We start from the raw sequence: 13,168 nt of genomic DNA, 5'->3' as shown, positions 1-13,168 counted from the left end.
TTCCCAGCCGCGCGCGGCCGCTTTGATTACGCGTTCAGGTACAAATCGACGATCTCGAGGTACTCCTCGGGGTAGAACCCGATCTCCCCCGCGAACCGGGTGAGGGCGATGAGGCCGCCGTCGATCTCGGGGATTCCGGCGAGCATGCGGGCGTTGTCGGCCTTGAGCCCGCCGCCGTACACCACGTCGAGGCCGCCGGTGCGCTCCTTCACGAAGCGGGCGATCTTCTGGATGTAGGGGGCGTCCGCCGGGGTCTTGCCCGGCCCGATGCTCCACACCGGCTCGTAGGCGATGACCGTGCGTGCCGGGTCGGCGGCGGCGAGGCCGGCGTCGAGCTGGTGGCCGAGCACCTCCTGCCAGGCGTCCTGCTCCTCTGCGTGCTCGCCGATGCACAGGAGCACCGAGAGGCCGGCCTCCGTGGCGGCGCGGACCTCCTCACTGAGGAGCGCGTCGGCGGNACCCCCACGTCGAGGCCCTCGCGCTGGCAGGCGGCATAGAGCCGGGCGCACGTGTCCATCGTGCCGTTGCCGCCGTTCATGAGAACCCAGCGGATGTCGTGGCGGGCGAGGGCGCGGGCGAGCTCACCGTACCCTTCTTCCGAGACCGCGTCGCGACCGGTGCCGATCGCCGAGGACGGCGAGTGGGGCAGGCAGTCGAGATCGGCCTCGGGAACCGCGCCGAGGTCGATGAAATCGCCCGCGGCGAGGCCGGCCACGCCGAAGCGGGCACCAAGCACGCATCCCACCTGCGGAGACGCCTTCGCCTCGCGGACAGCACCGCAGAGCGAGGCGTTGATGACCGCCGTCGGCCCGCCGCCGTGGATGATCAGGAGGTTGCCACCGGACATCAGAGGCCGGCCTTCGCATAGCGTGCGGCCATCTCATCGAGGCCGACCCGCTCGACGAGCGGCGACCGGCCCACGCTGCCGAACTCGACCACGAGGGTGCCGACGGCCTCCTTGACCCCGGCCTCGATGGCCGCGACCACGGCGGCGACGTCCTCATCGGGGACCTCGCCGTACATCACCGTCGGGTAGATGGGCGGCAGGAAGGCGCGGGGATCGACCTGGGCGGGGTTAGCCGCCAGGAGATCATGGATGGGGCCTGCGGACTTGGAGTCGGCGAGCTCGGGGCGGAGCTTGAAGAGCTCGCGGAGGTTACGGGTGACCGCGAGGCGGATGTCGGTGTCGACGTTGATCTTGTTGATGCCGCAGGGGATGGCCGCGAGCAGCTCGGGCATGGGGATGCCGTAGGCTCCCTGGACGTCGCCGCCGAGACCGTTGATCTCCTCGACGAGGTACTGCGGGACCGTGGAGGAGCCGTGGCTCACGAGGGCGCACTCGATGCCGGCGTGGAGCAGGCACTCGCGGATGGCCGTGGGAATCTCGCGGCGGAGCTTCACACCCTTGCCCTTCGAGGGACCGTGCATGGTGCCGTAGCTAATCGCGAGGGCGTCGACCTTGGTGTCGCGGATGAACTCGATCGCGGCAAGCGGGTCGGTGTAGGTGCTCGTGAGCGAGGAGACGTCGTCCTCGACCCCGGCGAGCACGCCGAGCTCGCCCTCGACGGAGACGCCGCGGGCGTGCGCGTAGAGCACCACCTCGCGCGTGAGCTCCTTGTTCTCCTCGAACGGCAGGGACGATCCATCGATCATGACCGAGGTGTAGCCGCCGTCGATAGCGGCCTTCACGCTCTCCAGGTCGTGGCCGTGGTCGAGGTGGAGGACCACCGGCACCGGCGACTCCTCGGCGAAGCGGCGAACCGCCGCGCCGATGTTCTTGGCTCCGCGGATCTTGTCCTCGACCGTGCCGTTCGCGAAGTCGGCGCGGCCGCCCATGAAGGCGTTCGCGAGGTCGGCGCCCTGCAGGATGACCGGGCTACGGAACATCTCGTGCACCTCGATGGCGGCCTTCGCCTGGCAGACGGCGTTCACGTTGAACGCGCCCTGGGCGTACCCATGCGCGCGGGCGGCGTCGAGGACCGGTTTGAGCGGGACGAGTGGCATGGCTGCTCCTTTATTTGGGTGACGTGGTGGGCGGGGCGGGGCCCTACCCCATGGATACATCGGTGAGGCGGATGAGGTGCGCGCTCGGCGGGTTGCCGTCCATGAGCGACAGCAGCTCGCGGGCGCACGTGGTCCCGACCTCGTAGTTGGGAAGGCGCATATAGGCGCCAGGGTGGAAATGGCTCTCGCCGTTGTTCGCGAGCTCAGCGGTGACCAGACGTTTATTCACAAGGCGGTGGATCGGATCGGTCCAACCCGACCAGCTCGCCACCACGGCGTCACCGTCCTCGAGCGGGGCGCAGGCCTCCTTCATCGCATCCAGGAACCGCTCCGTGAGCGCGTCGCCCTCCTCGGTGGTCCCCACGGAGTACCGCAGGTCCCAAACGTCAAGATTCTGCAGGGTGACCGGCATGTCGGCAACGAGGAGCTCGACCTCGGGGGCTGCTGCGATCGCCTCGCGTACCACGGCGGCGCGCAGGTTCTCCTGGCCGGTTCCCGTCTGCGGCTGCACGTAGAGCACGCGGCGCGGGCGGGACGCGAGCACGCGCTCGAGCACGCGGCGGGCGCCNCGCACGTCCTCACGGTGGACCCCCTGGGGGCCCAGCTTGAGCGCGGAGTCGGCCGAACGGGCGGCCAGGGCCCCAGGGAGCTGTGACTCCGGCAGGAAGGCGGCGAACTCGGCGCGATCGGCGAAGGCGGCGATGCCATCTTGGATGGACGCCACCACCGTCTGCCCCCACTGCGCCGGATCGGCGAGGCGGTTCACGCCGCCTCGCTCCGGCTCGACATCGAATCGCTTGAGGTTGAGGTAGATGTGCTTCATGCGTTCTCCGATCTGGGACATGGCTATACGAAGCTGACGAGTCGGGGCAGGGCCGGGCCGATGAGCGGGCGGCACCAGCTGAGGAAGGCCTCGGTGACGCCGTTCCCGCGCTCGTTGATGAACGCGTCAGGCACGCAGCGCTCGTCGAGCATGACCTGCTCGAGCGGCGTGAGCACCGTACGCACGCGGTAGCCGTCTCCCGGCTCGCGCTCGAAACCCACCATTTTGCCCGTCTCCCCCGCGAGGGCGGCGCGGACGGCCTCACGGCCGGCCAGCTCGGCCTCGTCGCGGTCGNACGCCGTCGACGCGGCCTTCGTAGAAAGCACCCAGGTAATCGCAGAGACCGTCGCGGCGACGCCGGTTCGTGCAGAGCAGAAGCGACATGTCGAGATCCTCGAGCACGCTCTGGATGCCGCGGATGGTCTGGTTGAAGCGGGGCACGGCGAGGTTCTTCTTCGCGACCACACCGATGGTCCGCGAGCGCTTGCTCCTAAGAGCGCGGGCGGCGCTCGAGGGCACGTAGTTGAGATCGCGCGCGATGGCGAGGATGCGGTCGCGCGTGGCGGGGGCGATCTTCTGGCCGGGCGTGCGGTTGATCACATAGGAGACCGTGGCCGTGGTCACATGAGCCGCCGCGGCTATGTCCTTCAAGGTCGCCCGCTTGCCCATGGACCGTTCTCTCCCTTCGTCTTGACCTGGCTGACCCCGTTTCGCACCTGCGCCGGGGCACGTTCTCTCCATAGTGCGCCAGTGCGGCCATCATATTACTTATACGTTTAAGTATCGAGATGAAATTTTGGACATCGGTGAACGGCAGCCGATGCCTTTTTGTAACCGTCCACGTTCCAATTTCTACCGTTTAGCGAGTAGCACTTTTTAAATCATACGTAGCACTATCTCATTCTACCTCGCATTTCATTATCGATGAAGCAGGTAATCAGCGTATTCCGTTCGCGGAATCAGATCATACCCTCTCTTTTACACGGTATTATGCCTGCCACGTAAGCATTCGCATGCGATTGAGTTCGGCCGTCTCTTTTGCCGCGAATATGACTTATACGATTAAGTGATTGTACGACCAACGCGCTCCGACACACAGAAAGAAAGGACCATCGATGCAGCAAGATGAAAAGGTACCCATCTGGTCTCGCGTGCCGAGCGGCGTGTGGGTGCTGATCTCCGCCGCATGCGCCATCGCGCTCTGGCTCGCGGCCTCCGCCCAGCTCCCCGCCGTCTTCGCGCCCCCTCAGGCCGTATGGGAGGCCCTGATCTCCAAGGCCGAAAGCGGCATCCTCCTGCAGCACGTGTGGGCCTCGCTGTCCCGCGTCCTCATCGGCTTTGGCCTCGCCTTCGTGGCCTCGATCCCCGTCGCCTTCCTCATGGCCTGGTACGACCCCTTCCGCCATGTGGTCGAGCCCTGGATCCAGTTCATCCGCAACATCCCGCCGCTGGCCTACGTCTTCCTGCTCATCGCCTGGCTCGGCATCGGCCAGCAGAGCAAGATCGCGGTCATCTTCATCGCCGCCTTCCTCGTGATGGTCGTCACCATCTTCCAGGGCGTCAAAGGCGTGGACATGACCCTCATCAAGGCGGCCCGCGTCCTCGGCGCCCGTCAGCGTGACATCTTCTTCAAGGTCACCATCCCCGCCTCCACCCCGTTCATCCTCGTGGCGGCCCGCCTGGGCCTCTCCACCTCGCTCACAACCCTCATGGCCTCCGAGATCGTCGGCGGCGACCGCGGCATCGGCATGATGATCCAGCAGGCGAGTGGTTACTACGAGATGGATGTCGTGCTGCTTGGCATCATCATGCTCGGCGTCATCGGCATCTGCTTCGAGAAGATCGTCCGTTACCTTGAAAGGAGGTTCACCGGATGGCAGGAAACCGTGCAGCAGTAAAGGTCCACGTTGACCATGTGGTGAAGAAGTTCCAGACCCGCAAAGGTGAGATGACCGCCCTGAACGGCGTCGACCTCGATATTCACGAGAACGAGTTCATCACCGTCGTCGGACCGTCCGGATGCGGCAAGTCGACGCTCCTGAACATCATCGGCGGCCTTGAGAAGCCGACGGAGGGGCGCGTCCTCGTGGACGGCCAGCCCGTGGCGGGTCCCGGCCCCGACCGCGGCATCGTCTTCCAGCAGTACGCCCTCTTCCCGTGGCTCACGGTTGAGAAGAACGTCGAGTTCGGCCTCAAGCTCCAGGGAAAGTCCAAGGAGGAGGCCGCCGAGATCGCCCACAAGTACCTGAAGATGGTGGAGCTCGAGGACTTCGCGAAGCACTACCCCAAGGAGCTCTCGGGCGGCATGAAGCAGCGCGTCGCCATCGCCCGCGCGTACGCCACCAACCCCAAGGTGCTCCTCATGGACGAGCCCTTCGGCGCCCTCGACGCCCAGACCCGCACCCAGCTCCAGCAGGAGCTCCTCACCACGTGGGAGAAGGAGCAGAAGACCTGCTTCTTCATCACGCACGACGTGGAAGAGGCCATCATCCTCGGCCAGCGCGTGGTCATCATGTGCGCCCGCCCCGGCCGCGTGAAGGACATCATCGACATCGACATCCCCTACCCGCGCGACCAGGCCACCAAGATGAGCCCCCGGTTCCTCGAGCTCAAGAACGAGATCTGGAGCCAGGTCTACCAGGAGTACCTCTCGGTGCGCAAGTAGCGCCCCCTCGTCCAGCAATGCGCGTCTAAAAAGCGGGCGCGCTGTAGGTAAAGGAGTGACCATGTCCGCTATCAATGACCTCCCCATCAGCCGTCGCGGCCTACTCGCCGGCTTCGCCGGGCTCGGCCTCGCGGCCGCCGGCATCGCCGGCTGCTCGGGCGGCACCAGCACCACCCAGGCGGGCTCCACCGCCAGCTCCAGCTCGTCGGGCTCGAGCTACGACCCCGTGACGCTCAAGGTCGCCTTCATGCCCAACCTCGGCTCCGCGAGCTCGCTGTTCGCCGGCATCGAGCAGGGCTACTTCGAGAAGATGGGCATCACCATCGAGACCCAGCAGTTCCAGGGCGGCCCCGCCGAGATCACCGCCATGCAGTCCGGTGAGATCGACATCGCCCAGATCGGCCACGGCGCCCACGCTCTCTGCATCAAGGGCCAGGCCAAGGTCTTCGCCTTCGACCAGCTCTCCATGGCCGACTCCGTCGTGACCGACAAATCCAAGGTCCCCAACGCCGCCGCCCTCAAGGGCAAGAAGGTGGGCGTGGCCTCCGGCACCTCCTCCGAGATCATCCTGAACCTGCTCCTCCGCGACGCCGGTCTCAGCGACTCCGATATCGAGAAGGTCGAGATGGACGTGTCCGGCATGACGACGGCCCTCATCTCCGGCCAGATCGACGCCGCCGCCACCTGGTCCCCCAACACGGTGACCATCGAGGAGAAGCTCGGCGACAACTACCTCGTGCTCGCCAACAACACCGACTACGAGGACGAGGTCGCCTTCCCCAGCAGCTTCGTGTGCCTGCCCGAGTACGCTGAGAAGAACGCCGAGATCCTCGAGCGCTTCGCCGCCGCCATCGATATGGCCCAGGCGTATCGCGCCGAGCACATCGATGACATCGCGAAGCTCCTCGCCAAGAAGCTCGACCTCCCCGAGGAGACCCTGCTGCAGTCCACCGGTGAGGGCGACTGGGAGGGCTCCGCGAAGACCATCGGCGACATGGACACCATCAAGGGCTACTACGAGGCCCAGCAGAAGGTCTTCATCGACAACGGCAAGATCGACGCCGCCGTGCCGGTGGACGACTACGTGCTCTTCGACGCCATGGAGAAGGGCGCTGAGCTCTACAAGGAGAACAAGTAGGCTCCTGCCTTCGCTGACAGGTCATCTCCCTCACGTATCTGACCGACTTGCGATTTGAAATGACCTCTCGGCCGCCCCTTGCCGAGAGGTCATTTCCCATCGATTGACTTGCGAGCACCGGACCCGCGCCCTCGTCGCGCGGCGCAGACGAAAGGAATCCCATGGATTACTACCACATTGAAGCCGCTGACCTGGGCCGGGACGCGCTCGTCCCCCTCTCCGTCCACGGCAGCTCGGGCGAGATCTTCTACGAGCTGGCCCTCGAGATGATCCAGACGATCACCGAGAACAACGAGGCCGACCGCGGCAGCGTGCTCATCTGCCCCGTGGGGCCGGTGGGCCAGTACCCCATCTTCGTGCGCCTCGTGAACGAGCGCCGGCTCTCGCTCGCGCGCTGCTGGTTCATCAACATGGACGAGTACCTCACGGACGATGACGCGTGGATCGACGCGGGCGACCGCCTCTCCTTCCGCGGCTTCATGGACCGCGAGGTCTACGGCAAGATCGACGCCGAGCTCCTGATGCCCGAGGAGCAGCGCGTCTTCCCCGACCCCCTGCACCCCGAGCGCATCGGCGAGCTCATCGAGCGCCTTGGCGGCGTGGACCTCGCCGTGGGCGGGATCGGCATCACCGGCCACCTCGCGTTCAACGAGCCCGACGAGGCGCTCACGGTCGAGGAGTTCGCCGCGCTCCCAACCCGCGTGCTCAGCATCCACCCCGAGACCCTCGCCACCAACGGCGGGGCCGACCTCGGCGGCGCTCTCGAGGACATGCCACGGCGCTGCGTGACCATCGGCATGCGCGAGATCCTCGGTGCCCGCAAGGTGCGCATCGGGGTCTTCCGCGACTGGCACCGCGGCGTGGTGCGCCGCGCCGCCTACGGTGAGGTCACCTCGGCCTTCCCGGCCACGCTCCTGCAACGCCACCCTGATGCCCGTATCTACGTGAACGACGTGGCCACGAAGCGCGCCTACTAAGGAGGAGCCATGGCTGAGATGGGCGATGCCCTGTACGTGCGCGGGGCTGAGGTCGCGACGGCGGACGGGATGCTCCGCTGCGACGTGGTGATACGGGACGGCAAGATCGTCGGCCTTCCGCGCTCGGAGGCGAACGTGCTCGGGCTCCCCGAGGTCGATGCGACGGGCCTGACCGCGCTTCCTGGCTTCATCGACGTGCACACGCACGGAGCCGCAGGCATCGATGTGAACGCCGCGGACGTCGAGGGGCTGCGCACCATCGGCCGCTTCTTCGCGAGCCAGGGCGTGACGGGCTGGCTCTGCTCAGTGCTCACCGACACGCCGGAGCAGACGCGCTGGTGCCTGCGGCAGGCGCGCCAGGTGATCGAGGAGGGCATCCCCGGCGGGGCGGCGCTCCTCGGCATCCACCTCGAGGGCCCATGCCTGGCCTGCGCCTACAAGGGCGCGATGCCCGAGCACCTGCTCATGCACGAGGCCGACTTTGACCTGTTCCGGAGGTACCAGGAGGAGTCGGGCGGCAACGTGCGCTACGTGACGCTCGCGCCCGAGGTGCCCGGTGTGGAGGAGATGATCCCCCGTCTGAACGCGCTCGGGATCACCTGCGCGATCGGGCACAGCGGCGCCGGCTACGACGAGGCGTCCGCCTGCGTGGAGGCCGGGGCCCGCGCGGCCACGCATCTCGGCAATGCCATGCGCCTGTTCCACCAGCACGACCCTGCCATCTTCGGCGTCGCCCTCGAGCAGGATCTCTTCGTCGAGACCATCTCCGACGGCCGCCATCTGCACTCCGGCTCGGTGCGGCTCTACCTCAAGAGCGCCGGCTGGGACCGCGTGGTGGCCGTGACCGACTCCATCATGGCGGCCGGCCTACCCGACGGGGCGTACAAGCTCGGCGTGAACGACGTGGTGGTCGAGGACGGCGACGCCAAGCTCGCCGACACCGGAGTGCGCGCGGGATCGACCCTCACCATGGCGCAGGCCCTGCGCAACATCATGGCCTTCACCGGTGTGGACGCCGGGCGGGCGGCGCAGCTGCTGTCGCGCAACCCCGCCGAGCTCATCGGGTTCGCCGGCAAGGGCCGCATCGCCGCGGGCTGCGACGGCGACCTCGTGCTTGTTGACAGCGAGCAGCAGGTTGCCTGCACGGTGGTCGGCGGGCGCGNGGTGAGGTCACCTCGGCCTTCCCGGCCACGCTCCTGCAACGCCACCCTGATGCCCGTATCTACGTGAACGACGTGGCCACGAAGCGCGCCTACTAAGGAGGAGCCATGGCTGAGATGGGCGATGCCCTGTACGTGCGCGGGGCTGAGGTCGCGACGGCGGACGGGATGCTCCGCTGCGACGTGGTGATACGGGACGGCAAGATCGTCGGCCTTCCGCGCTCGGAGGCGAACGTGCTCGGGCTCCCCGAGGTCGATGCGACGGGCCTGACCGCGCTTCCTGGCTTCATCGACGTGCACACGCACGGAGCCGCAGGCATCGATGTGAACGCCGCGGACGTCGAGGGGCTGCGCACCATCGGCCGCTTCTTCGCGAGCCAGGGCGTGACGGGCTGGCTCTGCTCAGTGCTCACCGACACGCCGGAGCAGACGCGCTGGTGCCTGCGGCAGGCGCGCCAGGTGATCGAGGAGGGCATCCCCGGCGGGGCGGCGCTCCTCGGCATCCACCTCGAGGGCCCATGCCTGGCCTGCGCCTACAAGGGCGCGATGCCCGAGCACCTGCTCATGCACGAGGCCGACTTTGACCTGTTCCGGAGGTACCAGGAGGAGTCGGGCGGCAACGTGCGCTACGTGACGCTCGCGCCCGAGGTGCCCGGTGTGGAGGAGATGATCCCCCGTCTGAACGCGCTCGGGATCACCTGCGCGATCGGGCACAGCGGCGCCGGCTACGACGAGGCGTCCGCCTGCGTGGAGGCCGGGGCCCGCGCGGCCACGCATCTCGGCAATGCCATGCGCCTGTTCCACCAGCACGACCCTGCCATCTTCGGCGTCGCCCTCGAGCAGGATCTCTTCGTCGAGACCATCTCCGACGGCCGCCATCTGCACTCCGGCTCGGTGCGGCTCTACCTCAAGAGCGCCGGCTGGGACCGCGTGGTGGCCGTGACCGACTCCATCATGGCGGCCGGCCTACCCGACGGGGCGTACAAGCTCGGCGTGAACGACGTGGTGGTCGAGGACGGCGACGCCAAGCTCGCCGACACCGGAGTGCGCGCGGGATCGACCCTCACCATGGCGCAGGCCCTGCGCAACATCATGGCCTTCACCGGTGTGGACGCCGGGCGGGCGGCGCAGCTGCTGTCGCGCAACCCCGCCGAGCTCATCGGGTTCGCCGGCAAGGGCCGCATCGCCGCGGGCTGCGACGGCGACCTCGTGCTTGTTGACAGCGAGCAGCAGGTTGCCTGCACGGTGGTCGGCGGGCGCGTGGTGTACACGCGGTAGGATATCGTGCTGGCCGGAGGGCCCGGGTGCGCGCGTCGGCCCGGGCTCTCCGGCGTTTACGCTCCCGGGCGGGGTGTGCCGGGGGCCGATCAACCCGCGCGGGGTGTACCGGGGGGCGCCGATCGGCCCGCGCGACGCCTCCGGTGCGATCCCCCGGCGTGACGTCCACCCTGCGGCGTGACGCCTCCAGCACGGCGCTCCCGGTGCCATGCCCCCAGCGCGGCGCTCCCGGCGCGGCACCCCGATGCCATGCCCCCAACGCTGACAGGTCGGAATTGCCCCATTCAGGCCCCGTTATGAGCGAATCCTGCACGGTCACGCATCCCCCTTGATGCCGACCGTGCAGGATTCCCCCTTTTCAGCGGGATATGGTCGCCATTTCGACCCGTCGGCGCGTGACGGAGGCCGTTGCGTGCACGGTGCGGTAAAGGCCAATGCCGACGGACCTCCCGCACGCTGTCCTCGATCCTGTGGCGCATCCATGCTGCACATGACCCAGACATTGGATCGGCATCCTCGCCGCTATACTGGTCGTCATGGAATCTAGCAGGAACACGAAACCGCCGGTGCACGGAGCGATGGCCAGCCCCGCCCGCCGCGCTGCGCGCTACGGCGCGCTTGTGGCACTCGCCCTGGTCTGTCTCTTATCCCCATCTNCTACATCGAGGTCCTCGTGCCCGCACCTGTGGCGATCCCCGGCGTCAAGCTCGGCCTCGGCAACATCGTCGTGCTGTTCACCCTCGAGCGATTCGGGACGCGCAGCGGCTTCGCGGTCATGGCCGTCAAGGTTCTGGCCTCGGCCCTCCTGTTCGGAAACCCCCAGGTGCTGGCCTTCAGCGCCGGCGGCGGCCTGCTCTCTTGGGCCGTCATGGCCGCGGCCCTGCGGAGCGGGGCGTTCTCGACGATTGCCGTCTCGGTGCTCGGCGGCCTGTCCCACAACCTGGGCCAGCTGGCGGTCGTCGCCCTCATTCTGACGCCCCAGGTGGCAATCGCGAGCACCCCGGTCCTCGCTGTGGCCGGCCTCGTGACCGGCGCGGTCATCGGCGTCATCACACGTGCGGTCCTCGCCGCCCTGCCCGAGGAGGTCGTCCATGGCTGACGCCAGCGCGCGGGGCCGAAAAGAAGCGCCTGAAAACCCCGCGACCGCAAAGACGCCTATCGCCCCGCCCTCGAAGCGCTCGCTACTCACCCGCCGCCGAGCCCTCATCGTCGGGGGCCTCGCCGCAGGTACCATCGTCGCAGCTGCAAGCGGCGGGGGCGATGCCCTGCTTCGGCTCATTGGAGGCGGCGCGCGCCCGTATACCGGTTCGACCTTCGCCTTCGACACGTTTTGCAACTTCACGGTCTACGGAGATGACGCGGCCCTGACCAAGCTCACCGAGGCCTGCGCACGCTATGACGCCCTTTTCGACCTCTACGACGAGACGAGCGACATCGGCCGCATCAACGCGGCCCAGGGCGCGCCCACAGAGGTCAACCCTGCGACGGCGTCCGTGATCGCCCGCGCGCTCGAGCTCTCCCCTCAGCTCGACGGGCTCTTCGATATCACCATCGGCGCAGTCTCCACCCTCTGGGACTTCAAGAAAGGCGTCCGGCCGAGTGACGAGGCCATCGCCCAGGCCCTCCCCCACGTGGGCTGGCAGGGCGTGCACGTTGACGAGCAGGCGGGCACCGTCACCTTGGACGACCCGGCCGCCAAGCTCGACCTCGGCGGCATCGCGAAGGGCTTCGTGGCCGATCGCCTGATCGAGCTGCTGCGCGACGAGACGAACGCCACCGCCGCCGTGATCTCACTCGGTGGGAACATCGCCTATTTCGGTGAGAAGCCGGGCGGCGAGCCCTGGGCCACGGGCATCCGCGACCCGAATGACCCCGGGGGTGACAAGACCGTCGGAACCACCCATACAGCAGGCGGCACTGTTGTGACCAGCGGGCTTTACGAGCGCACCTTCACCGAGGGCGACACCACCTACTGGCACATCCTCGATCCGCGAACCGGCATGCCCGCCGCGACCGACGTGGTGGCCGACACGGTGTTCGGTGCGTCATCGACCACGGCCGATGCGCTCTCGACGGCGCTGTTCGCAGCGGGGAGCAACTGCGGGATCGAGCTGGTGGACGGGCTGGCGAACATGGGCGCCTACTTCGTCCTCGATTCGGGGACCGCGGCTGAGAGCGCCCGCTGGCAGGAGCTCACCGACTTCACTGCGTAGACCGGGGGCTGGGATGCTCGCCGCTGCCGTGCGCCGCATGTTGATGTCGGGCCGCGGATTCATCGACCCGATCGCGGCGCCTAAGCAGTGGGACGTGACGGGCGTTGGATGCGACCGCGTGCACAGGATGAGGGCAGAGCATCATCTCGAAGCGCTTCCGCAGGTGACCTGTTTGTAAAAGCGGTCGAGCCTTGGTTTTCTGATCCATGTGAACCAACGGTCTGCACATCGGATACTGAGGCATGACCGCCTGCCTTGAGTTGTCTTGGTCTGAACGCTTGCCCCGAGATGCCGAGACATGGACGCCTGCCTGGAACAGGAATAAAACATCATCTCGAGGCCACTTCAAGGGCGTTCTGCCAGGAAGGGCGGTCGAGAGTAGGCTTTCGGGCCTATCTGCGCAATGGCACGGAACAGCATGCGTAGGCGTTCTCTTTGGGACTTGTTTGTGAATCGGCATCTGCGCCAAAAAGACGGAGCGATATGCGTAGAGGCGCAGGCTGTTGGCAAAGACCCAGCATGCGACATGGTCCGCTACGCCCTCGGTGCAGACTGGTCGATAGTCGAGGCTTTCTTCCCGATCTTTCCCGTTTTCCGTCAAAAACAGGGTGTCAATATTTCAGAAAATGACAGGAAACGGGAAAGATAGCGGTCGAGTCCGATTCTCGATATCAACCCCACCCCGGGGGGCGATCGAGCTCGGATTGTGGCGGCAGGGCATGGGATGGATGACGGGCGAGATCGATCAGCAGAGCGGAAACAGGGATGGCTATCGGACGGATCAGATGCGCGGCGACGGACCGCGCGCAAGTGGCGGACGCGCAAACGGCCCACAGGCCCTGCAAGCGCCCGCAGGTCCGCAAGCGGTCCTCAGAGCGAGCGGCGACCGGCCGTGCGCGAGGCGGCGGGC

The 13,168-nt window shown here is 67.2% G+C and carries 12 protein-coding genes and 1 pseudogene; 8 read left to right on the top strand and 5 right to left on the bottom strand.

Annotated elements, in window-relative coordinates:
- Nucleotides 1-26 precede the first annotated feature (26 nt).
- From CAP13_RS07280 to CAP13_RS07255, 5 genes and pseudogenes are all read right to left on the bottom strand, one after another.
- Nucleotides 27-509: a triose-phosphate isomerase gene (locus tag CAP13_RS07280; protein WP_281249002.1), complete on the bottom strand. Its 483-nt coding sequence runs from the start codon at nucleotides 507-509 to the stop codon at nucleotides 27-29.
- Nucleotides 510-541: 32 nt separating this feature from the next.
- Nucleotides 542-847 (bottom strand): annotated as a pseudogene (locus CAP13_RS10525) (6-phosphofructokinase); the annotation flags it as partial.
- Complete coding sequence (locus tag CAP13_RS07270; protein WP_085830946.1) at nucleotides 847-2,004, bottom strand: class II fructose-bisphosphate aldolase; 1,158 nt, start codon at nucleotides 2,002-2,004, stop codon at nucleotides 847-849. The gene CAP13_RS07270 and the pseudogene CAP13_RS10525, both read right to left, overlap by 1 nt.
- A gap of 846 nt (nucleotides 2,005-2,850) precedes the next feature.
- Nucleotides 2,851-3,051 carry a hypothetical protein gene (locus CAP13_RS07260; RefSeq protein ID WP_085830944.1) on the bottom strand — a complete coding sequence of 67 codons (201 nt, stop codon included), beginning with the start codon at nucleotides 3,049-3,051 and terminating at the stop codon, nucleotides 2,851-2,853.
- 37 nt (nucleotides 3,052-3,088) lie between these two features.
- Nucleotides 3,089-3,496: a LacI family DNA-binding transcriptional regulator gene (locus CAP13_RS07255; RefSeq protein ID WP_179184996.1), complete on the bottom strand. Its 408-nt coding sequence runs from the start codon at nucleotides 3,494-3,496 to the stop codon at nucleotides 3,089-3,091.
- 446 nt (nucleotides 3,497-3,942) lie between these two features.
- On the opposite strand from CAP13_RS07255, the gene CAP13_RS07250 reads away from it, so the two are divergent.
- The 8 genes from CAP13_RS07250 (at nucleotide 3,943) to CAP13_RS07215 (ending at nucleotide 12,258) form a co-directional block, all read left to right on the top strand.
- Nucleotides 3,943-4,725 (top strand): ABC transporter permease, encoded by a 783-nt coding sequence (locus CAP13_RS07250; RefSeq protein ID WP_085830942.1) that lies wholly within the window; start codon nucleotides 3,943-3,945, stop codon nucleotides 4,723-4,725.
- Nucleotides 4,701-5,492, top strand: a complete 792-nt coding sequence (locus CAP13_RS07245; protein WP_085830941.1) for an ABC transporter ATP-binding protein — start codon at nucleotides 4,701-4,703, stop codon at nucleotides 5,490-5,492. Before CAP13_RS07250 ends, CAP13_RS07245 begins: the two co-directional genes overlap by 25 nt.
- A 61-nt stretch (nucleotides 5,493-5,553) precedes the next feature.
- Nucleotides 5,554-6,630: an ABC transporter substrate-binding protein gene (locus tag CAP13_RS07240; protein WP_085830940.1), complete on the top strand. Its 1,077-nt coding sequence runs from the start codon at nucleotides 5,554-5,556 to the stop codon at nucleotides 6,628-6,630.
- Between the two features lie 161 nt (nucleotides 6,631-6,791).
- On the top strand, nucleotides 6,792-7,607 hold the full coding sequence (locus tag CAP13_RS07235) for a sugar phosphate isomerase family (protein WP_085830939.1): 816 nt from the start codon (nucleotides 6,792-6,794) through the stop codon (nucleotides 7,605-7,607).
- Nucleotides 7,608-7,616: 9 nt separating this feature from the next.
- Nucleotides 7,617-8,837: an N-acetylglucosamine-6-phosphate deacetylase gene (gene nagA / locus CAP13_RS07230; protein ID WP_245798953.1), complete on the top strand. Its 1,221-nt coding sequence runs from the start codon at nucleotides 7,617-7,619 to the stop codon at nucleotides 8,835-8,837.
- Between the two features lie 38 nt (nucleotides 8,838-8,875).
- Nucleotides 8,876-10,045 carry an N-acetylglucosamine-6-phosphate deacetylase gene (gene nagA / locus CAP13_RS07225; protein WP_245798952.1) on the top strand — a complete coding sequence of 390 codons (1,170 nt, stop codon included), beginning with the start codon at nucleotides 8,876-8,878 and terminating at the stop codon, nucleotides 10,043-10,045.
- 673 nt (nucleotides 10,046-10,718) lie between these two features.
- Entirely contained in the window at nucleotides 10,719-11,144 is a 426-nt protein-coding gene (locus tag CAP13_RS07220) for a Gx transporter family protein (protein WP_245798951.1), read from the top strand.
- Nucleotides 11,137-12,258, top strand: coding sequence for an FAD:protein FMN transferase (locus CAP13_RS07215; RefSeq protein WP_085830938.1), 1,122 nt, complete (start codon nucleotides 11,137-11,139; stop codon nucleotides 12,256-12,258). Before CAP13_RS07220 ends, CAP13_RS07215 begins: the two co-directional genes overlap by 8 nt.
- The last annotated feature ends 910 nt before the right edge of the window (nucleotides 12,259-13,168 follow it).

Origin of the sequence: Collinsella vaginalis (genome assembly GCF_900176655.1) — a bacterium.
Classification (GTDB): Bacteria; Actinomycetota; Coriobacteriia; order Coriobacteriales; family Coriobacteriaceae; genus Collinsella; species Collinsella vaginalis.
Note: the sequence above shows the minus strand (reverse complement) of the source record. Positions and strands in the feature narration are given on the sequence as shown.